Annotated in this window: 23 protein-coding genes; 14 read left to right on the forward strand and 9 right to left on the reverse strand. The window is 72.9% G+C overall.

What is annotated here, in order from left to right; genetic code table 11:
• Positions 1-22 precede the first annotated feature (22 nt).
• A complete protein-coding gene (locus HZS56_RS10230; RefSeq protein WP_216720410.1) occupies positions 23-1273 on the reverse strand; it encodes a sulfite oxidase in 1251 nt (416 codons plus the stop codon).
• Between the two features lie 420 nt (positions 1274-1693).
• Here HZS56_RS10230 and HZS56_RS39060 point away from each other — a divergent pair, with 420 nt between their 5' ends.
• From HZS56_RS39060 to HZS56_RS10260, 7 genes are all read left to right on the forward strand, one after another.
• Positions 1694-1786: an Ms4533A family Cys-rich leader peptide gene (locus HZS56_RS39060; protein ID WP_372476960.1), complete on the forward strand. Its 93-nt coding sequence runs from the start codon at positions 1694-1696 to the stop codon at positions 1784-1786.
• A gap of 196 nt (positions 1787-1982) precedes the next feature.
• Complete coding sequence (locus HZS56_RS10235) at positions 1983-3707, forward strand: ABC transporter substrate-binding protein (protein ID WP_216720411.1); 1725 nt, start codon at positions 1983-1985, stop codon at positions 3705-3707.
• Positions 3708-3711: 4 nt separating this feature from the next.
• Entirely contained in the window at positions 3712-4710 is a 999-nt protein-coding gene (locus tag HZS56_RS10240; protein WP_216720412.1) for an ABC transporter permease, read from the forward strand.
• Positions 4707-5714 (forward strand): ABC transporter permease, encoded by a 1008-nt coding sequence (locus HZS56_RS10245; protein WP_216720413.1) that lies wholly within the window; start codon positions 4707-4709, stop codon positions 5712-5714. The genes HZS56_RS10240 and HZS56_RS10245 overlap by 4 nt, the downstream gene beginning before the upstream one ends.
• Positions 5711-7342 carry a dipeptide ABC transporter ATP-binding protein gene (locus HZS56_RS10250; RefSeq protein WP_216720414.1) on the forward strand — a complete coding sequence of 544 codons (1632 nt, stop codon included), beginning with the start codon at positions 5711-5713 and terminating at the stop codon, positions 7340-7342. The genes HZS56_RS10245 and HZS56_RS10250 overlap by 4 nt, the downstream gene beginning before the upstream one ends.
• Before the next feature lie 129 nt (positions 7343-7471).
• On the forward strand, positions 7472-8491 hold the full coding sequence (locus HZS56_RS10255) for an ion transporter (protein WP_216720415.1): 1020 nt from the start codon (positions 7472-7474) through the stop codon (positions 8489-8491).
• Positions 8433-9518 carry a P1 family peptidase gene (locus HZS56_RS10260; RefSeq protein ID WP_216720416.1) on the forward strand — a complete coding sequence of 362 codons (1086 nt, stop codon included), beginning with the start codon at positions 8433-8435 and terminating at the stop codon, positions 9516-9518. The genes HZS56_RS10255 and HZS56_RS10260 overlap by 59 nt, the downstream gene beginning before the upstream one ends.
• Positions 9519-9594: 76 nt before the next feature.
• Here HZS56_RS10260 and aztD read toward each other — a convergent pair whose 3' ends face one another.
• Genes aztD through aztB form a run of 4 tightly spaced genes read right to left on the reverse strand, consistent with a single transcriptional unit; the run spans position 9595 to position 13918 of the window.
• Positions 9595-10806, reverse strand: a complete 1212-nt coding sequence (gene aztD, locus HZS56_RS10265) for a zinc metallochaperone AztD (RefSeq protein ID WP_216720417.1) — start codon at positions 10804-10806, stop codon at positions 9595-9597.
• On the reverse strand, positions 10803-11789 hold the full coding sequence (gene aztC, locus HZS56_RS10270; protein ID WP_216720418.1) for a zinc ABC transporter substrate-binding protein AztC: 987 nt from the start codon (positions 11787-11789) through the stop codon (positions 10803-10805). The genes aztD and aztC overlap by 4 nt, the downstream gene beginning before the upstream one ends.
• Complete coding sequence (locus tag HZS56_RS10275) at positions 11786-13042, reverse strand: hypothetical protein (protein ID WP_216720419.1); 1257 nt, start codon at positions 13040-13042, stop codon at positions 11786-11788. Before HZS56_RS10275 ends, aztC begins: the two co-directional genes overlap by 4 nt.
• A gap of 15 nt (positions 13043-13057) precedes the next feature.
• On the reverse strand, positions 13058-13918 hold the full coding sequence (aztB, locus tag HZS56_RS10280; RefSeq protein ID WP_216720420.1) for a zinc ABC transporter permease AztB: 861 nt from the start codon (positions 13916-13918) through the stop codon (positions 13058-13060).
• 14 nt (positions 13919-13932) lie between these two features.
• Here aztB and aztA point away from each other — a divergent pair, with 14 nt between their 5' ends.
• The 3 genes from aztA (at position 13933) to HZS56_RS10295 (ending at position 16935) form a co-directional block, all read left to right on the forward strand.
• Positions 13933-14688 (forward strand): zinc ABC transporter ATP-binding protein AztA, encoded by a 756-nt coding sequence (gene aztA / locus HZS56_RS10285; protein WP_216720421.1) that lies wholly within the window; start codon positions 13933-13935, stop codon positions 14686-14688.
• A 77-nt stretch (positions 14689-14765) separates the two neighbouring features.
• The gene (locus HZS56_RS10290) at positions 14766-15155 is read left to right on the forward strand and encodes a VOC family protein (protein ID WP_216720422.1); all 390 of its coding nucleotides are present in this window, start codon (positions 14766-14768) and stop codon (positions 15153-15155) included.
• 277 nt (positions 15156-15432) lie between these two features.
• Positions 15433-16935: a SulP family inorganic anion transporter gene (locus HZS56_RS10295; RefSeq protein ID WP_216720423.1), complete on the forward strand. Its 1503-nt coding sequence runs from the start codon at positions 15433-15435 to the stop codon at positions 16933-16935.
• A gap of 28 nt (positions 16936-16963) precedes the next feature.
• On the opposite strand, the gene HZS56_RS10300 is transcribed toward HZS56_RS10295, so the two are convergent.
• A complete protein-coding gene (locus HZS56_RS10300) occupies positions 16964-18145 on the reverse strand; it encodes a ferritin-like domain-containing protein (RefSeq protein WP_308408046.1) in 1182 nt (393 codons plus the stop codon).
• 228 nt (positions 18146-18373) lie between these two features.
• Here HZS56_RS10300 and HZS56_RS10305 point away from each other — a divergent pair, with 228 nt between their 5' ends.
• The 3 genes from HZS56_RS10305 to HZS56_RS10315 all read left to right on the forward strand — a co-directional run bounded on the left by HZS56_RS10305 (position 18374) and on the right by HZS56_RS10315 (position 20740).
• Positions 18374-18871, forward strand: coding sequence for a MarR family winged helix-turn-helix transcriptional regulator (locus tag HZS56_RS10305; protein WP_216720424.1), 498 nt, complete (start codon positions 18374-18376; stop codon positions 18869-18871).
• A gap of 483 nt (positions 18872-19354) precedes the next feature.
• Entirely contained in the window at positions 19355-19873 is a 519-nt protein-coding gene (locus HZS56_RS10310) for a lytic polysaccharide monooxygenase auxiliary activity family 9 protein (RefSeq protein WP_216720425.1), read from the forward strand.
• Positions 19874-20005: 132 nt separating this feature from the next.
• Positions 20006-20740, forward strand: a complete 735-nt coding sequence (locus tag HZS56_RS10315) for a chitinase (protein ID WP_216720426.1) — start codon at positions 20006-20008, stop codon at positions 20738-20740.
• Here HZS56_RS10315 and HZS56_RS10320 read toward each other — a convergent pair.
• Complete coding sequence (locus tag HZS56_RS10320; RefSeq protein ID WP_216720427.1) at positions 20730-21137, reverse strand: hypothetical protein; 408 nt, start codon at positions 21135-21137, stop codon at positions 20730-20732. The two genes, HZS56_RS10315 and HZS56_RS10320, sit on opposite strands and share 11 nt — an antisense overlap.
• A gap of 189 nt (positions 21138-21326) precedes the next feature.
• Positions 21327-22550, reverse strand: coding sequence for an FAD-dependent monooxygenase (locus HZS56_RS10325; RefSeq protein WP_216720428.1), 1224 nt, complete (start codon positions 22548-22550; stop codon positions 21327-21329).
• 163 nt (positions 22551-22713) lie between these two features.
• Here HZS56_RS10325 and HZS56_RS10330 point away from each other — a divergent pair, with 163 nt between their 5' ends.
• Complete coding sequence (locus HZS56_RS10330; protein WP_216720429.1) at positions 22714-23256, forward strand: MarR family winged helix-turn-helix transcriptional regulator; 543 nt, start codon at positions 22714-22716, stop codon at positions 23254-23256.
• 21 nt (positions 23257-23277) lie between these two features.
• On the opposite strand, the gene HZS56_RS10335 is transcribed toward HZS56_RS10330, so the two are convergent.
• Positions 23278-23997, reverse strand: a complete 720-nt coding sequence (locus HZS56_RS10335) for a DinB family protein (protein WP_216720430.1) — start codon at positions 23995-23997, stop codon at positions 23278-23280.
• Positions 23998-24098 lie beyond the last annotated feature (101 nt).

Here is a 24098-nt window from a genome sequence, read left to right on the forward strand (position 1 = left end):
GTCCCACGGCGTGCCGGTGGTGTCAGACCGCGTTCACCGGGTGCCGCACGACCGCGTCGAACAGATAGCCCTGTGTGTTGTGGACGGTGGCCTCCGGCTGCGTACGGCCCGTGGTGTCCGTCGCGCGCGCCAGCAGGGTGTACGGTCCGGGCGCCGGCGGCCGCCAGTGGGTGGACCAGCGGACCCAGCCGTCGCGCCGGGGTGCGTCGTGCAGCCGGGCCGCGCGCCAGGTGGTGCCCGAGTCGGTGCTGACCTCGACGCGTACGACGCCGCCCGCGCCAGACCAGGAGCGGCCGGTGAGGCGGTGGGCGACACCGGCCCTCAGGTCGGCCTGCCCGTCCAGCTCCCAGGCGCTCTTGATCGTCTGCCGGGTCAGCGGCGCACTCCCCTCGTCGGGGTACGCGTCGCCGAACAGGCGGTAGAAGTCGGTGTTCCACGGCGAGTACAGCGGCTCGGCGGAGACCTCGATGTCGCCCACCCACTTGACCGACGCGATGCCGATCCAGGAGGGGACCAGGACGCGTACGGGGTGGCCGTGGTCGGGCGGCAGGGGTTCGCCGTTCATTTCGTAGGCGAGCAGCACGTCGTCGAGGGCCTTGGACAGGGGCAGCGGCCGGCGGACCCGGCCCAGGTTGGTGCCGTCGTCGGTGACGTAGTCGGCGTCGAGGCCGCGGGGCAGGACGTCCACGGCCCGCCTGCTCAGCCCGGCCCGCCCGAGGACGTCGGCCAGCCGGACCCCGCGCCAGCGGGCGACGCCGATCGCGCCGAGGGTCCAGGCGGTGCCGCTGACGGGCTGCCGCTGCTGACTGGTGAAGAAGCTGCGGCCGTTCCCGGCGCACTCGACGAACGCGCTGTGCGTGACGGACGGCAGCTTCCTGAGGTCGGCCAGGGTGAAGTCGACGGTGCGGTCACGGGTGAGGCCGTCGCCGTGGACGGTGAGGGCCCAGTCCGACGCCGACAGGGTGGGGGTCGCGGTGTGGTTGCGGACGAAGAAGCGGTCGTTGGGCGTGTGGTAGCCGGTCCCCGCCAGTGCGGCGAACCGGGTCTCGGCGTTCGTGCCGCGGACGGTGAACCGGTCGTCGGGCAGGGGCTTGACGATGCCGGGCGCGGCGGCGGCCGCCGGTGTGCCGAGCGCGACGGGGGCGGCACCGGCGAGGCCCGCTGCGGCCAGGAGCCGGAGCATGTCGCGCCGTGAGACGCCGTCGGCCCGCGCCTCGCCGGCCAGCCACTGGCGGAGTCTGCGGCGGTCGTAGGCGGATTCGGACGTACGCATGACGGCCTGCCTTTCGCAGGAGGGGCGCACAGGAGCGGTTCTGCGCGAGTGGAGGAAGTGCCCGTCCCCGCCGGAGGGCGCGCCGGGGTGAGGGTGTGCGGGCGGGACAGCGACGACCGGGACGAGCAGTCAACCGGTCAACAGGGCCCGGTGCAGGGGCGGTCAGGCGGTGGGGATCAACAACAGCCGTACGGCAGGGGCGCGCGGAACCGCGGGGCGGCGAGGCGGCACAGGCTGCGGATCATGGCGACATCGTACGGAACGAGCGCGCTCCGCGGAACGGAGGGGGCCCGGCCCTTTGCGCGGCGGTGCGCCAAGGGCGCCACGGCTCGGTGCACCGGTGCCGCGTGAGCCGCGCCGGAGACGGGGCGGCCGTTCCCTGCTTTGACATCCTTCGCCGGTTCGTTCATATTCCTAGTCATGTCGTCTGCCCACGCCTCCGCACGCGCCGCCATCGAGCTGGCGCTGATCGGCGTGACCCCGCTCTGCGTGGCCGACATCATCTGTCGCTGACGTCCGCCTCCGGCGCGTACGTCGCGTTCCTCGACCTCACGACCCCGCCTTCCCGTGCCTCCCGCGCCTGTGCCGTGGGGCGGTCGGTGTCCGGCGGTCCGCGTGCCCGTGCCGGGGCGGATTCCTCCGACAACTCCTTCCCCGTGTCACCGTCGTCCCGCGATCCGGGACGGTTCTTCCGAGAGGTCGTCTTCCGATGCGTCATCCGTCCCGCAGAACGCGCCGCGCCGCCGCCGCGTTGACCGTGAGCCTGATCGTGACGGCCGGTGCGGCCGCCTGCGGGCCCGAGGACAACGATGCCAAGACCGGCGGCGCCGACGGCGATCCGCAGAAGGGCGGCACCCTGACCGTCCTCAACGCCCAGCCGCAGGTGGACTTCGACCCCGCGCGCCTGTACACGTCCGGCGGCGGCAACGTCCCCTCGCTCGTCTTCCGCACGCTCACCACCCGCAACCGCGAGGACGGCGCCAAGGGCACCGAGGTCGTGCCCGACCTCGCCACGGACACCGGCCGTCCCAACAAGGACGCCACCGTGTGGACGTACACCCTCAAGGAGGGCCTGAAGTACGAGGACGGCACGAAGATCACCTCGGCCGACGTCAAGTACGGCATCGAGCGCTCCTTCGCCGCCGAGCTGTCCGGCGGCGCCCCCTACCTGCGGGACTGGCTGATCGGCGGGGCCGACTACCAGGGGCCTTACAAGGACAAGGGCAAGGGCCTCGACTCGATCGAGACGCCGGACGAGCGCACCATCGTCTTCCACCTGAACAAGCCCGAGGGCGAGTTCCCCTTCCTGGCCACCCAGACACAGTTCACGCCGGTGCCGAAGTCCGCCGACAAGGGCACCAAGTACGAGGAGCACCCGGTCTCCTCCGGGCCGTACAAGGTCGTCCGGAACGAGAACGACGGCGAGCGGCTGGTCCTGGAGCGCAACGAGCACTGGTCCGAGAAGACCGACGCGGAGCGCAAGGCCTATCCGGACCGCATCGACGTCCGCTCGGGTCTGGACTCCTCGGTCATCAACCAGCGGCTGTCCGCCTCCCAGGGCGCCGACGCGGCCGCCGTCACCACCGACACCAATCTGGGGCCGGCCGAACTCGCCAAGGTCAGCGGCGACAAGGAGCTGGCGGCCCGGGTGGGCACCGGTCACTTCGGCTACACCAACTACATCGCCTTCAACCCGAAGGTGAAGCCCTTCGACGACCCGAAGGTGCGCCAGGCGATCGCCTACGCCGTCGACCGCACCTCCGTGATCAACGCGGCCGGCGGTTCCTCGCTCGCCGAGCCCGCGACCACCTACCTGCCGAACCAGAAGTCCTTCGGGTACACGGCCTACGACCACTTCCCGGCCGGCGAGTCGGGCAACCCGGCCAAGGCGAAGGAGCTGCTGAAGGAGGCCGGTCACGCCGACGGTCTCACGGTGACGCTCACCCACTCCAACGCCAAGGACTTCGAGACCAGCCCGGAGATCGCCACCGCCCTCCAGGACGCGCTGAAGAAGGCCGGCATCACGGTGCAGCTGGAGGGCCTGGAGGACAACGACTACAAGGACACCATCCACGGCAGCAAGACCGAGCCCGGGTTCTTCCTGGCCCACTGGGGTGCCGACTGGCCGTCCGGCGGGCCGTTCCTGGCCCCCATCTTCGACGGCCGGCAGATCGTGCGGGACGGCGCCAACTTCAACACCGGTTTCCTGGACGACAAGTCGGTCAACGACGAGATCGACGCCATCAACAAGCTCACCGACCTCGACGAGGCGGCGAAGCGCTGGGGCGCCCTGGACAAGAGGATCGGTGAGCGGGCGCTGACGGTGCCGCTGTTCCACCCCGTGTACAAGCGGCTGTACGGCAAGGACGTCAAGAACGTCGTGATCAGCGACTGGACCGGTGTGCTGGACGTCTCCCAGGTCGCGGTGAAGTAGTCCCATGAGCGAGGCCCAAGTGGTCTCCGAGGGCGCGCGGGCGGGTACCGGCATGGTGCTCGCCCCCGCCTCGGGGGCCCGACAGTTCTGGCGGCGGCTGCGCGCGCAGCGGGCCGCCCTCGTGGCGGCGTCGGTCGTCGCGCTGCTCGTCCTGGTCGCGCTCGCCGCTCCGCTGCTCACCGCGCTGGAGGGGCAGAACCCGACCACGTACCACCCCGGCCTCGTCGACTCCGCGCGCGGCGGGGTGCCCGTCGGCGCGCTCGGCGGCATGAGCGGCGAGCACTGGCTCGGCGTCGAACCGCAGACCGGCCGGGACCTGTTCGCCCGGCTCGTGCACGGAGCCCGGGTCTCGCTCGGCGTGGCGCTGGCTGCGACGCTCGTGCAGGTGGCCGTCGGCGTCGTCGTGGGCATCGCGGCGGGGCTCGGCAACCGGTGGGTGGACCAGGCGCTCAGCCGGTTCACCGACGTGGTGGTGGCGCTGCCGCTGATGGTGATGTCCCTGGCGCTGCTCGCGGTCGTGCCCGGCGGCTTCCCGCGTCCGGTGCTGGTCGCGGGCGTGATCGGGCTGATCGGATGGGGTTCCGTCGCCAAGATCGTGCGGGCGGGGACGCTGACGCTCAAGCAGCTCGACCACGTGGCCGCGGCCCGGCTCAGCGGGTGGGGTTCCTGGCACATCGCGCGCCGCGAGCTGCTGCCCGCGCTCGCCGCGCCGGTCATCACCTACGCCGCGCTCCTGGTACCGGTCAACATCAGCGCCGAGGCCGCGCTGAGCTTCCTCGGCGCCGGAGTGAAGCCTCCGACGCCGTCGTGGGGGCAGATGCTCACGTCGGCGAACGTCTGGTACCAGGCGGCGCCGCAGTATCTGCTGCTGCCCGCGGGCCTGTTGTTCGTCACCGTGCTCGCCCTGACCGTCCTCGGCGACGGTGTGCGCCGCGCCCTGGACCCGCGGGCGGCATCCCGGCTCGCCGTGGGCACCGGCCGCCGAAAGGAGGCGCGGGCATGAGCGTCCTGCACGGCTTCCTCGGCTTCACGCTGCGCCGCACCCTCGGCGCCGTCGTCACGCTGCTCGCGATCTCGGTCATCGTGTACGTCGTCTTCTACGCCGCTCCCGGCGACGTCGCCCAGATCACCTGCGGGCCGCGCTGCTCGCCCGCCCAGGTGCGGCAGGTGACCGAGCAACTGCGGCTCGACGACCCGCTGTACGTCCGCTACCTGCACTTCCTCCAGGGCCTGTTCGTCGGCCACGACTACTCGACCGGCACCTCCGTGGAGCACTGCTCCGCGCCGTGCCTGGGCCTGTCGTACCAGAGCGACCAGCAGGTCACGCAGCTGATCTGGGCCAAGCTGCCGGTCACCGGTTCGCTGGCGCTCGGGGCGATGGTGCTGTGGCTGCTGCTGGGGGTGGGCACCGGAGTTCTCGCCGCCTGGCGGCGCGGACGGCTGGACGAGCGGATCCTGACGGGCGTCACGCTGGCCGGCTGGGCCACGCCCGTGTTCGTCATCGGCCTGCTGCTGATGATCGTGGTCTGCGGCCAGTTGGAGCTGCTGCCGTTCCCGCAGTACGTGCCGTTCACCGAGGATCCCGAGCAGTGGGCGTGGAACCTGCTGCTGCCCTGGCTGTCGCTGGCCCTCATCGAGGCCGCCAAGTACGCCCGGCTGACCCGGTCGGCCATGCTGGAGACACTGGCGGAGGACCATGTGCGCACCTTCCGTGCCTACGGCGTCGGGGAGCGCAGGATCGTGGGCCGGCATGCGCTGCGCGGCGCGGTCGGGCCGCTGATCGCGCTGAACGCAAACGACCTGGGCTCGCTGTTCGGCGGGGCCGTGCTCACCGAGTCGCTGTTCGGGCTGCCGGGCATCGGGCGGGAGCTGGTGCACGCCGTGAACGTGGTGGACCTGCCGGTCGTCGTCGGCATGGTCCTGCTGACCGGCTTCTTCGTGGTACTCGCCAACGCCGTCGCGGACGTGCTGTTCGCGGTGGCCGACCGGAGGACGGTGCTGTCGTGAGTCTGGTCGAAGTCACCGGTCTGTCGGTCGCGTTCGGGTCCGTACGGGCCGTCGAGGACCTGTCCTTCCGGCTGGAGAAGGGCGCGGCGCTCGGTCTGGTCGGCGAGTCGGGCTCCGGCAAGTCCACGGTGGCGTCCGCGCTCCTCGGCCTGCACCGGGACACGGGTGCCGTCGTCGACGGCACGGTCCGGGTCGCCGGGGTGGACGTGAGCTCGGCGTCCGAACGGGAGCTGCGGGGCCTGCGCGGCGCGAGGGCCGCGATGGTGTTCCAGGACCCGCTGTCGTCCCTCGACCCGTACTACGCGGTCGGCGACCAGATCGCCGAGGTGTACCGCGTGCACCACCCTGCGTCGCGCCGGGCGGCCCGGGCGCGCGCGGTGGAGGTCCTGGACCGGGTCGGCATCCCCGACGCCGGGCGCCGGTCGCGGGCTCGCCCGCACGAGTTCAGCGGCGGCATGCGCCAGCGGGCCCTGATCGCCATGGCCCTGGCCTGCGGGCCGGACCTCCTCGTCGCCGACGAGCCCACCACCGCGCTCGACGTCACCGTCCAGGCCCAGATCCTCGACCTGCTGCACACGCTGCGCGAGGAGACGGGCATGGGGCTGCTGCTCGTCACGCACGACGTGGGGGTCGCCGCGGAGAACGTCGACGAGGTGCTGGTCATGCGGCACGGCCGCGCCGTCGAGCACGGCCCCGTCGGCTCCGTCCTGGGCTCCCCGGCCGCGGCGTACACCCGGGCGCTGCTCAAGTCCGTGCCCCGGGTGGACGTGCCCCGGCCCGCCGCCCTGGCCGGGACGGCGCCGTCGGGGTCGGCGGGGCCGGCGGGGCCGGCGTCCGGCGCAGCGGTCCTGGAGGCCACCGGGCTGCGCCGGGTCTTCGGCCGCGGGGCGAAGGCGTTCACGGCGGTCGACGACGTGTCGCTCGAGGTGCGCCGCGGCGAGGCCCTGGGCGTCGTCGGGGAGAGCGGCAGCGGCAAGACCACGCTCGGCCGCATGCTGGTGGGACTGCTCGAGCCGACCGCGGGTCTGGTCCGCCACGAGGGGGTGGCCGTGTCCGGGGTGCGCCCGGACGTCCAGATGATCTTCCAGGACCCCGTCTCCTCGCTCAACCCCCGCCGCAGCGTGGGTGAGTCGGTCGCCGACCCGCTGCGGGCGCGCGGCGAACGGGGCCCGGCCGTCCGTGCCCGGGTCGCCGGGCTGCTGGAGCGGGTCGGTCTGGACCCGGCCCACCACGACCGCTATCCCCACGAGTTCAGCGGGGGCCAGCGGCAACGGGTCGGCATCGCCCGCGCGCTGGCCGCCGGGCCGCGCGTCCTGGTGTGCGACGAACCGGTCTCCGCGCTCGACGTGACGACGCAGGCACAGGTGGTGGAACTGCTCGACGAACTGCGGCGCGAGCTGGGTCTCGCCCTGGTGTTCATCGCCCACGACCTGGCCGTGGTACGCCGCGTCAGCGACCGGCTGGCGGTGATGCGGCACGGCAGGGTGGTGGAGTACGGCCCGGCCGACGAGATCTACGAGTCCCCGAGCGACCCGTACACCAGGCAGCTGCTGGCCGCCGTGCCCGCGCTGGATCCGGACCTCGCGGCGCTGCGCCGCGCGGAGCGCCGGGAGGCGGCCACGACCTGACCACCTGGCCTCACGGCGGAAACTACAGTGCTGTAGAAAATGCCTCCTGGACATGATCGTCGGCAGGCCGGCCGCTCGACCGGGCAGGTCGGGGGCGTGCCGCGCACGTGAGGGAGACGAGGCAGCACGATGCCCGAAGAGCAAGTCAACGCCCGCCGCCGGGCCCTGGCCCGGCGGTGCGGGGCCGTCGTCGACGCGCGGTGGTTCGCCGTCGCCGTGTTCGCGCTGATCCTCGTCAACGCGGCACTGCTGGGGGTGGAGACGTACTCCGGACTGGTCGCCGCGTGGCACCACTGGTTACGCCTGGCCGAGCACGTCTGCCTCGCCGCGTTCACCGTGGAGATCCTGCTGCGGCTGGGGGCGCACGCGGACCGGCCCCGCGACTTCTTCCGGGACCCGTGGAACATGTTCGACCTGGCCGTGGTCCTGTGCGCGTTCCTGCCGGTGGTGCGCGAGAACACCACGGTCCTGCGGCTGCTGCGGCTGGCCCGGGTGCTGCGCACGGCGCGTTTCCTGCCGCAGTTGCGCATCGTGCTGCTCGCGGTGGTCCGCAGCCTGCCGGGCACGCTGAGCTTCCTGCTGGTCGGCGCGCTGCTGCTGTACGTGTACGCGATGGTGGGCTGGGTCTTCTTCGGCCGGCAGGACCCCGAACACTACGGTTCCCTCGGGCGCGCGGTGCTCACCCTCTTCCTGCTGATGACCCTGGACGGCATCGGCGACGCGGTCCACGCGGGCCTGGGCATCTCCCGTTGGAGCCTGCTCTATTACGCCTCCTACGTCCTCCTCGCGTCCTTCGTCCTCGTCAACGTGCTCATCGGTGTCGTCCTCACCTCCCTGGACGAGGCGCGGGAGCTGGACGGGGAGCAGCCGCCGGACGCTCCCCCGCGCCCCGGGCCGCCCTCGGTGGAGCACCCGTTGCTGCTCCGGCGCATCGAGGCGGTCCGGCGGTCCCTGGACGACCTTGAACACGACCTCGCGCGCTCGGCGGCCGCGCCGCCGTCCGCCGCCGCCCCGCCCGCCGCCTCCACCCCGTCCACCGTCACGGCACCCCTGCTCGCGGCGCCCGACCGGGCGCGTACCGTCCGGCCGTATGGAACCACTTTCTCCTCCGACGCCCCCGTCCGGCAGCCCCCGGCCCCGGGCGCGTGAGCTCGGGATCGTCGTCGGGTCCGGTGCCCCCGGGCCCCTGAACGCGATCACCGACGTGCCGGGTGTCCGGGTCGGTCACACCACCGTGCGCCGGACGCCCGACGTGCACAGCGGGGTCACCGCCGTCGTGCCCGGCGCCGTCGGCCCGCACCGTCCGCTGCCGGCCGGGGTGTTCACGGGCAACGGCTACGGCAAGCTGGTCGGCACCACCCAGCTGGCCGAACTGGGCGCGCTGGAGACCCCGGTGCTGCTGACCTCCACCCTGTCGGCCTTCCGGGTCGCGGACGCCCTGGTCGGCTGGATGCTCGGGCGGCCCGGCTGCGAGGAGGTGCGGAGCCTCAATCCCGTGGTGGGCGAGTGCAACGACGGCCTGCTCTCCGACATCCGCTCCCGTCCCGTGCGCGAGGAGCACGTACGGGAGGCCCTGGAGACGGCCTCCGCAGGGCCCGTGGCCGAGGGGTGCGTGGGAGCGGGCACCGGCACCGTCGCGCTGGGCTTCAAGGCGGGCGTCGGGACGGCGTCCCGTGTCCCGGAGGCGGGCGGCAGGCGGTTCACGGTCGGCGTCCTGGTGCAGGCCAACTTCGGGGGCACGCTGCGGGTGCTCGGCCGGGCGGTCCCGCCGGAGTCCGTGGGCGTCGGGGCGGGAGGCCCGGGAACGGCGGCGGACGCCGGTTCCTGCGTGATCGTGGTGGCCACCGATGCCCCGCTGGACGGGCGCCGGCTCACCCGGATGGCGCGGCGCGCGGTGTTCGCGCTGGCCCGCACGGGCGCGGCGTACAGCCACGGCAGCGGCGACTACGCCGTCGCCTTCTCCACCCGCCCGGATCCGGGAGCCCTGGTGGCGGACGCCGACCTCGGCCCGCTGTTCGAGGCGGTGCTCGACGGGGTCGAGGAGGCGGTGCTCAACTCCCTGCTCGCGGCGACCACGACGACCGGTTTCGGCGGCCGGACGGTGCCGGCCCTCCCGGCGGACGCCCTGCTCGCCGTCCTGGGCGCGCCCGCGGTCCCCGGCCCCGGCGGCGGCTGAACGGGGAAACGGCGCGGCAGGGGCCGCCCGGCGTTCCCGGGCCGCCCCTGCCGCGTGCGCCGCTCGGCCGGACCGGTCAGTGGCCGGCGACCGTGCCGGTCAGCTCGTTGGTGCCCTGCGGCAGGGTCACCGACTTGGTCTTCTCGCCGGACTCCAGGTCGATGGCGTGCAGGGCCTTCTTGCCGGGCTCGGAGACGTAGGCGGTGTGGTCGCGGACGAAGAGGGTGGGCCGGGGCTGCTGCCAGTCGAGCGGCTCCTGCCACTTGCCCACGGCGGGGATCTTCTTCTCCACGGTGCCCTTGTCCGGGTCGACGACGTGGATGGCGCCGTCGGTGCCGAGGACGAGTGCCTCACCGTGCGGTCCCCGGGCGAGGGAGCGGAAGGAGTAGCTGGTGCCCAGCTCCACCAGGCGCAGCTTCGCGGTCCTGGTGTCGATCAGGGAGACGCGGGTCGGCCGTTCCAGTTCGGCGTCCGGGTCGGTCTTGTAGTCGCCCAGCAGCACCGGGGACTCCTCGCTGCCGGACTGGTTGCCGATGCGGCCGTAGTCGTCGGGCGCGTCCACCTTGGTGAACTTGCCGTCCTTGTAGATCAGGACGCCGTCCTCGCAGCCGACCGCGACCGCCTCGCCCTGCGCGGTGGCCTCGCCGTGCACGCCGGGGCAGTCCTCGTTGCGGGCGATCTCCTTGTCGTCCTCGTCCAGGACCAGGGCGCCGGTCCGCTTCTCCTCGTTGCCGAGGGTGGAGAGCAGCCGGCCGTCGCTCAGTTCGATGGCGACGCCGTGGTGGGCCTCGGCGGAGGTGTAGGTGCGTCCTTCGGGCTTCTTCCCGGCGCCGAGGTCGGCGGGTGCGAAGACGTTGACCTCGCCGGTGCCGTCGGTGAAGAGCACCGTCTTGCCGGCGTGGCGGACGACGTGGCCGGGCTTGGCGCCGTCGTACCGGATGTCGGTGAGGGTCTGTGCGGCGGCGTTCAGGACGCGGAAGCCGCTGTCGGTGGAGACGACGACGTGGTCCTCGTCGCCGGCGGGGCTGACGCGGTTGAAGCCGGGCAGATCGATGGTCCCGGTGACTTCGAGGCTGTCCTTGTCGAGGATGTACAGGCCGCCGTCGAAGGTGGCGACGAGCGGGTCCTCGACCGTGGCCGCGGGCGTGGCGCCCGCGGTTTCCTGGGACTTGGCGTCGGAGGAGGAGCTGTCGGAGGTGTCCTCGCCCCCGCACGCGGTCAGGACCGTGGACACCGCGAGGGCGAGTGCCGTGGCCGTGAGGGCCCTGTTGCGCATGGACTTGTTCACTGTGTTCCTTCCGGGCTGCCGACGGTCAGTCCGTCGGTCATGGCGGTGGTGTTGGCGCGCATCATCTGCAGGTAGGTGGCGGCGCCCTCGTTCTCGGCGGTGAGCGACTCGGAGTACAGCTCGACGACCCGGGCCTGGTCGCCGAGTTCGGTGCGCAGGACCTCGGCGAGGCGCCCGGGCTGCGAGGAGTCGGCGAAGACGGTGCGGACCCCGGCCCGGTCCATGGCCCGGGTGAGCGAGCGCAGGTCGGAGGAGCTCGGTGAGGCGAGCGTCGTGCCGCTGGGGATCACGGCACCGACGACGCGGAAGCCGAACCGTTCGGCGAGGTAGCCGAAGACGTGGTGGTTGGTGACCAGGTTGCGCCGGTCCTCGGGGATTTCGCCGAACGACTTCTCCATGAAGGCGGTGAGTTCGGCGAGTTGCCCGTCGTAGCGGGCGGCGTTGGCGCGCACCGCCTTGTCGTCCACGCCCTGCACGTGTTCGCGCACGTGGTCGGCGATGAGGCCGGCGGCCTTGCGCACCCGGTCGGGGTCGGTCCAGAAGTGCGGGTCGGGCTGTCCCGACTCGCCCTCGGGTCCGCCGTCCTCGCCGGTGCCGAAGGTGAGCGGGTCGACCGCCTCGCCGACCTCGAAGGTGGCGACCCCGGCCTCGTGGGCGGCGTCGACGTGCCGCAGTACGTTCTCCTCCAGGCCGAGGCCGTTGAAGACCACGAGGTCCGCGCGCTCCAGTTCGGCGGCCTGGACCGCCGACAGGCCGAAGGAGTGCGGGTCGGCGTTCGGCTTCATCAGGACCGTGACCTCGGCCTGGTCGCCGACGACCTGGCGGGTGATGTCGCCCAGGATGTTGGTGGTCACCACGATGCGGGGCTGTTCCCGCGCGCCCGAGCAGGCCGTGGCGGTGGCCGCCGCGACCAGGGCGAGGAGCCCGGCCAGCAGGCGGCGCAGCCGGGCCACGCGTATCCGGGCGCGCTCCGGGGCCCTCATCGGCCGGTCTCCGCCATGAGGCCAGGCTCGATGTCCAGGTCGAAGGTGCGGGCGATGCGCAGGCTGTCGTTGTAGTCGATCTCGTACACGCGTTTTCCGGCGGGGTCGTTGACGTAGGCGCGGCTGCGGTCGACCTCGACGGCCGGTCCGGTTCCGCCGTCGGAGGCGGTCCGGTCGCCGCCGGTGACGAGGGACTTGGTCGTGGAGACCTGTTCACCGGTGGTGATGTCGTAGCCGTGCAGTGCTCCGTCGGTCTCCAGGACGAGCAGCGGGGAGCCCTCCCCCGCGGTGTTGGCGGCCAGGACCGGGCCGGTGCCGACGCGGGTCCAGGACCGCTCGGTCACGTCCAGGACCCATACGGCGCGGTCGCCGGCGGGCGCGGTCAGCGTGTCGCTGCCGGCGCGGTGGCGGAAGGCCGGGGCCTGTTCGGGCTCGGGCACGTCCTCGCCGTACGGGATGCGCTCGGCCGTGAACTTGCCGTCGTCGGTGTCCACGAGCAGCGCGCCGTCGGCGCAGCCGAGGACGACGCCGCGCCGGGTGACGGCGTCGCCGCGCGGCCGTTCGCACTCGGCGTCCGGCGACGCGACGGTCCTCCCCTGCCGGTCGTACACCGTGACCTTCGCCCGGTCCTCGTCGCCGGTGAGCGCGACCAGGTGTTCCTCGTACGGCACCACCGCGCCGGTGTGCGTCGCGGACAGCGCGCGGACCTTCTTGACCTTCCCCTTCTCCAGTTGGGTGCGGTCGTAGAGCTCGGTGTGTCCGTCCGCGTCGGTCACCGCGGTCACGGTGGCGTCGCTGCGGACCTCGGCGGCCTTGGCGGAGGGCAGGTCGCCGACGTCGCGTATCGCCGCCCGGTAGTAGTGCACGTGGTCGCCGTGGTCGACCATCCAGGCGCCGCTGTCGAGCACGCGGGTGCCGCCGTCGGTGTGGAAGAAGCCGAAGCGGCCGTCGGTGCCCAGGCGTACCGCGCCCGGGATCCGGGCCGTCTCGCTCACCTTGCCGGTGATGAGGTCGAGCACCCGGCTCGCGCCGCTGCCGGGGTCGCCGAGCAGGAGGCGGGACTGCTGCTCGGCCGCTTCCTTCGCTCCTTCGACGTATCCGTGCGGGGTGGTGGACGGTGTCGCGGCCGATGGTGCTCCGCCGTCCTCCCCGCCGTCCGCGCAGCCGGTGGCGAGCAGGGCGGTGAGGGCAAGTGCGGTCAGGGTCAGGGGGGTTGTACGGCGTCGGACGGGACGTCGGACGGTGTGAGGCATCGTCTCGGGCTTTCTTCAGTCGGCTGTGGGGGCGAGAGCGGGGGCGGTTGCCCGGCGCGTACGGCGGTGGCGGAGGGCGGACGCGGTGTGGGAGACGAAGAAGAGGGTCACCGCGACGGCGGCGACGGTGGCACCGGCGGCGGTGCTCAGGTGCCAGGACAGGAGCAGCCCGGTGAACGTGGCGGTGACGCCGAGGAGCGCGGCGAGCACCATGACGGCCCGGACGCTCCGGGCCCAGGGCAGTGCGGCGGCGGGCGGGGCGATGAGCAGGCCGAGGACGAGCAGGGTGCCCACGATGTGGAACGAGGCGACGATCGCGAGGCCCAGCAGGACCAGGAGCACCGCGTGCGCCAGCCCGGGCCGCAGGCCCAGGGTGTGGGCCTTGCGCGGGTCGAACGCGAGGGCGAGGAAAGCCCGGTGGCCGAGTACGGCGACGAGCAGCGCCACCAGGAGCGCCCCGCCGAGCAGGTACAGGTCCTGCTCGCGGACGGCGAGCACGTCACCGAAGAGGAAGCCGGTCAGGTCCACCGCGAAGGACTGCGAACGCGACACGATGATCACGCCGAGCGAGAGCATGCCGACGAAGAGCAGCCCGATGCCGGTGTCCTGGGAGAGCCTCGGCGTACGGCCGAGGGCGGTGACGCCCGCCGCCATGACCGCCGCGCTCACCACGGCCCCCGCCAGCAGGTTGCCGCCGAGCAGCGCGGCCACCGCGACCCCGGGCAGCAGCCCGTGCGACATGGCGTCGCCGAGGAAGGCCATGCCCCTGAGGACGACCCAGGTGCCGGCCGGCGCACAGATCGCGGACACCAGGATGCCGCCCCACAGGGCCCGTTGCACAAACGTCACTTCAAAGGGGGCCGTCAACCAATCCATACGAGGACACTACAATGACAATCATGTTCACGAAACCAGGCCCTCCACCCTCCGACCCGCCCGGAACGCAGGTGCGCGTCCGCTTCACCGGGCTCTGCGCCGGCTACCCGGGGCGTCCGGTGCTCCGTCAACTGACGGCCGCGATACCGGCGTTGGCCATCACGGCACTGGTGGGTCCGAACGGCAGCGGCAAGTCGACCCTGCTCGGCGTACTGGCCGGTGTGATCCGGCCTACATCGGGGCAGCTCAGCCGGGACGGCGCGCGGCCCGCCTTCGTGCCGCAGCGCGGAGCCGTCGGGGACGCCCTTCCGCTGACCGTCCGGCAGACCGTGGAGATGGGCCGCTGGGGCGCACGCGGCCCGTGGCGCCGGCTGACCCGCCGGGACCGCGAGGTCGTGGACTCGGCACTGGACCGGCTGCACATCGGCGATCTCGCCCCGCGCCAGCTCGGTGAGCTGTCGGGCGGGCAGCGGCAGCGCACCCTCATCGCCCAGGGCCTCGCCCAGCAGTCCGACCTGCTGCTGCTCGACGAACCGACCACGGGACTCGACCTGGAGGCGGGTGAACGCATCACCGCCCTGCTGACGGAGCTGGTGGCCGACGGCGTGACGATCGTCCAGGCCACCCACGACCTCCGGGCCGCGCGCTCGGCGGACGCCTGCCTCCTCCTGCACGAGGGCTCACTGGCGGGACAGGGACACCCCGAAGACGTGCTCACCACGTCCGCGCTCGCCGCCCTGTGGACCGGCGCGGGGCCGCCGAGTGCCTGACGGACGGGTCTGTGCTTGCCTGTCCCCAAGGGCGCGTCACGACCCGACGGCCCGAAACCGACACCGGAGCGGACCCCATGAAGATCTACCTCACCAGCGTCCTCGTCGACGACCAGGAGCGGGCGCTGCGTTTCTACACCGATGTGCTGGGCTTCGTGAAGAAGCACGACGTCCCGGTGAGCGGTACGGACCGTTGGCTGACCGTGGTCTCGCCCGAGGCCCCCGACGGGCCCGAGCTCCTGCTGGAGCCCTCCGGCCACCCCGCGGTGGGCCCGTTCCGTGCGGCGCTCGTCAAGGACGGCATCCCGGCCGCCTCGTTCGCCGTGGCCGACGTCCGGGCCGAGTACGACCGGCTGCGCGGACTCGGCGTGCGCTTCACCCAGGAACCGGTGGACATGGACTCGGTGACCGTGGCCGTACTCGACGACACCGTGGGCAACCTGATCCAGATCACGGACGGGCAGTAGGACGCCGGGCGCCGGCGGAGGGTAGGATCACCGGGCGCCGGGCCCCCGGTGCGGGCCGAGCCCACAGGAGAGAGCGAGCGCATGTCCACGACGTTCCGCTCCGCCGCCTGCCCGCCGTGACCCTCCGCCACTGAGCGCGGCCCCGTCCCTTTCGGCGGGCCGCCTCTTCCCGGTTCCGTCCCGCCGTCGAGCGGCCCCCGGGGCGGACCGGCACTCGCCGTTCTCCCCGCACGTCCCCGCCGTCGCGGCGTGCCCGACCACGACAGGTACTGCCCTCTTGTCTGCTCCCGTGTTCCCGCCCTCCGCACGCCTGCGCGGCCTCAAGCCGGACTGGATCTCCGACCCGAAGGTGTGGCGGACGGAGGTCCTCGCCGGACTCGTCGTCGCCCTGGCCCTGGTCCCCGAGGCGATCTCCTTCTCGATCATCGCCGGGGTCGACCCGGAGATCGGCCTGTTCGCGGCCTTCACCATGGCCGTCACCATCTCGGTCGTCGGCGGCCGGCGGGCCATGATCTCCGCCGCGACCGGCGCCGTCGCCCTGGTGATCGCCCCCTTGAACCGGGAGCACGGACTCGGGTACCTCGTGGCGGCGGTCATCCTCGCCGGTGTCTTCCAGGTCGTCCTCGGCGCACTCGGCGTGGCCAGGCTGATGCGGTTCGTGCCGCGGTCGGTGATGGTCGGCTTCGTGAACGCGCTGGCCATCCTCATCTTCATGGCCCAGGTCCCCGAGCTCACCGACGTGCCCTGGCCCGTCTATCCGCTGGTCGCGGCCGGGCTCGTGCTCATGGTGTTCTTCCCGAGGGTCACCAGGACCGTGCCGGCGCCACTGGTCTCGATCATCGTCCTGACCGTCGTCACCGTCGCGGCCGGCATCGCGGTCCCCACCGTCGGCGACAAGGGCGAGCTGCCCCACGCGCTGCCGGTGCCGGGCCTGCCCGACGTGCCGTTCACCCTCGACACGCTGACGACCGTCGCCCCGTACGCGCTCGCCATGGCCCTGGTGGGACTCATGGAGTCGCTGATGACGGCGAAGCTGGTGGACGACATCACCGACACCCGCTCCGACAAGACCCGGGAGTCGATCGGCCAGGGCGTCGCCAACATCGTCACCGGTTTCTTCGGCGGCATGGGCGGATGCGCCATGATCGGCCAGACCATGATCAACGTGAAGGTGTCCGGGGCGCGCACCCGCCTGTCGACCTTCCTGGCGGGCTCGTTCCTGATGGTGCTGTGCATCGTCTTCGGCCCGGTCGTCTCCGACATCCCGATGGCGGCCCTGGTCGCCGTGATGGTGATGGTCTCGTTCACGACCTTCGACTGGCACTCCGTCGCTCCGCGGACCCTGCGCCGGATGCCGGCGGGCGAGATCACCGTCATGGCCGTCACCGTCGCCGTGGTGGTCGCCACCGACAACCTCGCCGTCGGCGTGGTCGTCGGCTCGGTCACGGCGATGGTGATCTTCGCCAGGCGGGTGGCCCGCCTGGCCGACGTCACCTCGGTCGCCGACCCCGACGGCGGCCAGGTCGTGTACTCCGTCACCGGCGAGCTCTTCTTCGCCTCCAGCAACGACCTGGTCACCCGGTTCGACTACGCGGGCGATCCCGAGAAGGTCGTCATCGACCTGTCCGCGACCCACGTCTGGGACGCCTCGTCCGTCGCCGCGCTGGACGCCGTCGAGACCAAGTACGCCCGGCGCGGCAAGACGGTCGAGATCGTCGGCCTCGACGAGCACAGCAGCCGCATGCGCGAACGGCTCGGCGGCGCGCTCGCAGGGCACTGACGGACGGGTCCCGCGGGGCGCGGCGGCGTCAGTAGCGCTCGGCGTGCCGCCCGCCGCCGCGGGGCGGGCGGAACTGGGGGCCGTAGGTGCCCGGCGCGTCCGGGATCTGCGTCTCCATCAGTTTCAGCGCGGTGCCCTCCAGCCCGCCCATGGTGCGGACGGCCGAGCGCAGCGTGCGCGCGTCGCCGCCGGCCCACGCGGTCTCGAGGGTGCTCAGCACCTTGGCGTACGCCGTGTCGAACTGGTCGAGGAGTCCCTGGACCTGCTCGCTCGGAGCGGGCCAGCCACCGGCCGGTACGCGGGCCATGGGCCGTGCGTCGGGGAAGGGCACGGGCGCGCCGGTGAACTCCCAGCCGTCGTCCGTCCTGCGCAGCTGCCGTCCGTGGTAGATCTCGCCGAAGGCGTAGTAGTGGGCCGGGTGGTCGTCGCCGAACGCGTCCTCGGGGGAGCTGGTGGTGCCCTCCCCCTGCTCCTTGACGGCCTCGATCGCGCGCTCGACGGCGTCGAGGTCGGTCACGGGTTCGAGGACGTCGGAGCCGATGTGCTCGGACAGCTGGCCGCGCGCCGACAGTTCCGGCGCGACGGCCCGGAAGGCGGCCAGCACCTCGTCGTAGAAGCGGCCGATGCTGGGCGAGTTGCGCATGCTGCGGGCGAGGGGCTCCTCGGGGGCCTCGATGGCCATCATCACATCGCGCACGAAGGGCCGGTCGAGGCCGGAGAGGTACACGTTCACGTCGTCCCGCACCCCGCCGGGCAGCGGGCCCGGGTACACGGGGGCCGCGTCACTGATCCGCGGCCGTCCGCCCACGGCGACCAGCAGGTTGCAGACCACACCCATGTGGTACATCTCGTCGCCGACGATGCGCCGGATCAGCCGTGCGACCTGGCTGCCGCGGTCCCCGACGGACCACCAGCCGCACAGGTACGGCGGGATGGTGGCGAGTTCCAGGGCCACGGCGACCTGCAGGGCCTCCCTGAGCCAGTCGACGCCGCGGCCGGCCCCGGGGACCGCGAGGAGCCCCGCCACGCTCCGGGGCCCGGACGGGACCTGCGCGCCGTTCGCCGGCCGCCCGGCCGCCCGCGCCGGACCGGCGGCGGACAACGGGCCCGCGGCCGTCAGAGCGGCGGCCGACGTCATGAACGTCCGCCGCCCGAGCGGCGCCGCCGCCCCCGCCCGCGCATCCGGCGCGTCCTCGCCCAGACCAGTCACCCACTGCTCCTTCCGTCACCTCGCCCCGCCCGTGACCGGGGCCGCGTACACCTCGACGGCTGGCGAAACTAGCAGCGGAAGCGGCGTGCGAACGGCGCACTCCGCCGGGTCGGGTCCACTCCACCCGGTCGGCCCTGCCGGCCGGGCCGCGTGTGGCCGGACCGGTGGGGGCGCATGTGTACGATGCACGCGACACGGGCGGGACGCGGCGTCGGAACGGAACTGGACATGGGCGGGCAAGAGCGCCGGCTGAGCGAACTCGAGCGGGAACTCACCCTGCTGACACGGCATTTCGTCGCCTCGCGGGGCCCCCGCATCGGCCAGAGTCTGGAACGGTCGGCCTACGTTCTGCTGACCCGGCTCGAGTCGGGCGAACCGCTCACCCTCAAGGAACTGGCGCACACCTTCCAGGTGGACGTCTCCACCATCAACCGGCAGGTGGGCGCCATGCTCCGGGGCGGCCTCGTGGAACGCATCCGGGACCCCGACGGCGGGGCGGCCCGCAAGTTCCGGCCCACCGCCCTGGGCCTGGAACGCCTGGAGGCGGACCGGGCGATCAGCCGCGCCGGGACCGCACGACTGGTACGGGCGTCGGGGTGGGAGGACGAGCAGACCCAGCAGTTCCTGGATCTGCTGGTCCAGCTCAACCAGGGCATCGAACACCTGGAGGGTCTCACCCGGACCCGGGAGGCGGACGCCCGGCAGGAACCGCCGGCCGGACCCTAGGCCCGGCCGGGTGCACCGGCGTGCGCAGGTTCGGTGCGGCCGGCGGTGGGCTCCTGCCCGTCGTCCCCGCCGCGCACGGCTTCGGCTCGTCGCCCGGCGGCTGCGCGCCACTGGCCGGCCGCGGGCCGCCCTGCCGCCGGCGGAGACGGAGACGGCCGCCACGGGCACCGGCCGGCACGGGCACCGGCCGGCAGCAGCTCCGTGGCCGGTGCGCCCGGGCGCCGGCCCGTCGCGACCGGGCGCTCCCGTACACAGTCTTGACACGGTCACGCCGACCGCTTGTATGGTCTAGTCCAACAGAACTCGCCGCTCCGGAAGCGGAGTTGTTCCCTGCTCAGGGGCGTCTCCGGATCCGCGGACGGTGAGTGCGCGTCACCTTCGCGCCTCCTGGCCCCACCCACGAGAGGCCGTACCCGGCGTGCGCGGTCACCCCCACACATGACCGTGCGTGACCTGGAACGGCCTGATGTGAAGGAGTTCCGCATGAACGCACGTCGGAAGACCGCTGCCCTGATCGGTGCGGCCGTCGCCCCCGTCCTCGCCGTCAGCCTCCCCGCCTCCTCGGCGAGCGCCCACGGCTACATCTCGGATCCGCCCAGCCGCCAGGCGCAGTGCGCCGAGGGCACGGTGTCCTGCGGCGACATCAAGTACGAGCCCCAGAGCGTCGAGGGCCCCAAGGGCCTGACCAGTTGCAGCGGCGGCAACAGCCGCTTCTCGGAGCTGGACGACGACAGCAAGGGCTGGACGGTCACCCCGGTGTCGAAGAACACGACGTTCACGTGGCAGGTCCCGGTCCAGCATGCCACCAGCACCTGGGAGTACTACGTCGGCGGTCAGCAGATCGCCGTGTTCGACGACGGCGGCGCCAAGCCGGACGCCGTGGTGAACCACCAGGTCGACTTCGGTGGCATCACCGGTCAGCAGAAGGTCCTCGCCGTGTGGAACGTCGCCGACACGGGCAACGCGTTCTACGCCTGCATCGACGTCAACGTCGGCGGCTGACGGAGCGGCTGAGGCAGTACGGAGCGGCCGCACCCCCACCGGGACCGGCGGCCGCTCCCGCCGCTCCGCCCGCTCAGCTCCCCGCATGCACACGCACACTGCCACCCCCCACACCGAGCAGGAGTCGATACCGTGCAGCACCGCAAACTCGCACTGCTGGCCGCCACCGGCGCGGCCGTCGCCCTCGGCGCCATGACGCTGGCCCCGCAGGCCGTCGCACAGAAGGCCGACACCCGTGCCGCCGCGGCCGATTTCGTGGTCAGCGAGGCGCAGTTCGACCAGATGTTCCCGAACCGGAACTCGTTCTACACGTACAGCGGCCTCACCGACGCCCTCAGTGCCTACCCGGGGTTCACCAACACCGGCAGCGACACGGTGAAGAAGCAGGAGGCCGCCGCCTTCCTCGCCAACGTCAGCCACGAGACGGGCGGGCTGCAGTACGTCGTCGAGCAGAACGAGGCCAACTACCCGCACTACTGCGACGACACCCAGCCGTACGGCTGCCCGGCCGGCACGGACAAGTACTACGGGCGCGGGCCCGTCCAGCTCAGCTGGAACTTCAACTACAAGGCCGCCGGGGACGCCCTCGGCATCGACCTGCTCAACAACCCCGACCTGGTGCAGAACGACGCGGCCGTGGCCTGGAAGACGGGCCTGTGGTACTGGAACACGCAGAGCGGTCCCGGGACCATGACCCCGCACGACGCCATGGTCAACGGCGCCGGGTTCGGTGAGACCATCCGCGCCATCAACGGCAGCCTGGAGTGCGACGGAGGCAACCCCGAGCAGGTCCAGAGCCGGATCAACAGCTACCAGCAGTTCACCCAGGTCCTCGGCGTGGAGCCCGGAGACAACCTCAGCTGCTAGCGGGGTCCGGACCGCTGTCGGAGGGCACGCTCCCGACCCGTGCCCTCCGCCGGCGCCGGCTCGGCCCGAACCAGCTGCCCGGCCCGCGCCGCGACCGGCGCGGGCCCTTCCGAACGACCCGGCGGGTGCCCGTCCCGCCCTCGGCCCCGCTGTCGGGGCTCCGTCCCCCGTGGCCGTCCGGCGACGGAAGCGGGGCCCTGCGGTCCGCCTGCGCCCGGACCTCGACGTGCGCCTGGTGCGCCGTGACGCGGAACGCCTCCTCGTAGGCGGCCAGGGCGCCGCTCGCCGCACCGCCCGACAGGCCACGGCGGCGGATGCGGGACGCCAGCCAGATGAAGAGGCCCAGCACCGCGGCGAGTCCGCCGGCCAGGATCACGTACGGCAGGAGCGCGTCCATGGCCACAGACTACGGCCCGCCCCGCGAAGCGCACCGGACGCCCGTCTCCCCTCGGACCCCGAGCCCGGCACCCCCACAGCCCGGAGCGACCGAGGCCCCGCGGGCGCACGCGTCCGGCCCCCGGGTGCCGATCGCGTCCTGGGCACCGGTCCCGACGGGACCGCGGCGGGACCGGATCGCGCGCTCGCCTCAGGCGACCCGCGGATAGTCCGGCAGGTCCAGGGCGGAGTGGGCCGCGCGCCCCTCCCGGGCTCCCTCCGTCGCCATCGTCCTCGCCACGGCGGCGGGGTCGCGCAGCATGGCGTTGCGGGCCTCCAGGTCTTCGCGCGTCGTGGGTATGACGACCGTGCCGCCGTCACCGGCGAGCGCCTGGTTGCGCTCCGCGAAGGGCCGCATGAGCCGCTCGTAGGCCGCGAAGGCCTCGGCGTGGTCCGCGTGTGCGGCCAGTTCCCCGGCCAGGACGTAGGCGCCGACGAGCGCGACGCTGGAGCCCTGCCCGGAGAGGAAGGAGGTGGCGTGCGCGGCGTCGCCGGCCAGTACGACACGCCCGTGCGACCAGGTGGGCATGCGGATCTGGCTCACGACGTCGAAGAACAGGTCCTCGGCCCGGCGCGCGCCCTCCACCAGCCGCGGCAGCTGCCAGACCCGCTCCGGGAAACGTTCCTCCACCAGGTCGCACTGGGCCCTGGGGTCACGGAACGCCTCGATCGGCGGGGTGTCACGGGTGAACGTGAGGAAGCCGTGCACCCGGTCGGTCGCCTCGTAGGCGTAGAGGATCGCGCCACGGCCCGGCTCGTTCCAGATGACGGCCTCGTGGGCGAGGCCGAACTCGTTCGGCAGGGTGAAGCCCGCGAAGACGCGTCCGAGGTAGTGGTGGAAGCGTTCCTCCGGCCCGAAGACCAGCCGGCGCGTGTTCGAGTGCAGGCCGTCCGCGCCGACGACGAGGTCGAAGGTGCGCCGGACGCCGCTGTCGAAGACGACGTGCACGGCGTCCCCCACGTCGTCCAGCGTCGCGATCGAGTCGTCGAAGAGGAACTCGACCCGGCCGCGGAGCGGGGCGTAGAGCGCGTCGGCCAGGTCACCGCGGGGCACTTCGAGGTCGAGGCCCGCCACTCCCCCGGTCAGCTGCTCGGGCTGCAGGGTGCCGACGGTGTCCCCCGCCGCACCCAGGAAGGTGATCTGCCGGGTGTCGACGTGCGCCTTGCGCAGGGCCGGCAGCATGCCCATGCGGTCCACGACCTCGCGGGCCGTGCCACGGATGTCGATGGGGTAGCCGCCTCCGCGCACGGCGGAGGCCTTCTCGACGACGGTCACCTCGAAGCCGTACCGGTCGAGCCAGTACGCGAGCGCCGGGCCCGCGATACTGGCTCCGGAGATCAGTACGCGACGAGTGGGACGGGAGGTGCGGTTCATGGGTTCTCACCTTTCCGCCGGGAGGACGAGTCCCGGCGCGAGGCAGGCACGTGTCCGACCGAGAAAACAGATACGTACCTTAGGTATCTTTACAGGGGCCACGCGGCACCCTTGCGAGCACCGGCCACTCCCCACGATATAGATACCTAACTCAGGTATGCAAATGGAGACCTCATTGACCCCCGACCCCGCCGGACCGCCGGCGCCTCAGAACCCGCACGCCGACCTGCTCGCCGTGCTGCCCCGGATCACCCAGCTGAGCGCCGCCATCACCAAGAGCCGGCTCACCGAACGCGCCGCCGAGGCGGCCGGCCTCGCCCTCGACCGGCCCGCCATGGGCGTACTGGTGTCGCTGCGCACCGCGGACAGGGCGCTGCGGATCGGCGAGATCGCCGACCGGATGCAGGTCGTGGGCCCGCACGTCACCCGCCAGGTGCAGACCCTGGAGAAGCGCGGTCTCGTACGGCGCGTCGCCGACCCCCACGACCGCCGCGCGAGCCTCATCGAACCGACCGGGGCGGGCACGGAGGCCGCCAACCGCTATGTCACCTCGCTGCTGGGCTGGTTCGCCGAGGCGCTCGCCGACTGGCCCCGGCAGGACCGCGACGACCTCGCCCGCCTCCTCACCCGCCTGGCCGACGACGTGACGGCACGCCTGGCCCGGTTCGACACGCAGGAGGAAGAGGGGCGGCGGGAGGAGCGGTGACCGGGCGGGCGGCGCGTCCCGTCATCCGCGGGCCGGGAAGCCGGCCCGCCACAGGTCGCGGAGCAGCGCGACCTCGGCCATGTGGTGGATGAACTCCAGGCTCGAACCGGCCACGACGGCGATGTACGGGTCGCCGGGGTCCGAACCGTACGGGTACTGCGAGAAGCCGATCGTGTCGAGCTGCTCGTCCGTGACGGACGCGACGTCCTCGCGCCAGCGGTCGACCGTCGCCCAGAACCGCTCGAGCGCCAGGGCGGCCGACGGCGTGAAGTCCACCAGCAGCCGCGGGTCCCGGCGGCGTTCCCCGAAGGTCCACTCCCACTGGCCCGCGAAACAGGAGTGCAGGTGCGCCAGCCGCCAGGCGATGGTGGTCACCGGGCTCTCGTCGGGTTCCGGCGTGCCGGTGAAGGCCAGCACCTCCTCCACCCGCTCGACACCCACGCTCCAGTCGTCGGCGATCCTGGCGACCGGCATGCCCCCGGCCGCCTGGCGGGCGACCTCGGCGTACTCGCTCGACGGGATGTCCGGGGCCCCCTTGTCGAGCACCCACTCGCCAGGGCCGTAGGCCCGCGGCGTCGCGGCCTCCGCCCGCCGGCGGACCGACCAGCAGCCCGCGACCGGCTCCCACAGGTACTCCGCGTCGCCGAGTCCCGTCAGCCGGACCTCGGCCATCTCCCTGGCCTGGTCGAACTGGTCGAGCAACAGGCCCAGCCGGTCGGTCCGTGCACCCTGGTCCGCCATGCCCCGCTCCCTCCGTACGCGCCGCCCGGCCGGCGCCCTGCCGGAGGCTAGCGGTCCCGCCGCACGGGCCGCGAGCGAATTCCCCGCGGCCCCGCCGCGCC

This window comes from Streptomyces mayonensis (assembly GCF_018982965.1).
In the GTDB taxonomy this organism is placed as follows: domain Bacteria; phylum Actinomycetota; class Actinomycetes; order Streptomycetales; family Streptomycetaceae; genus Streptomyces; species Streptomyces mayonensis.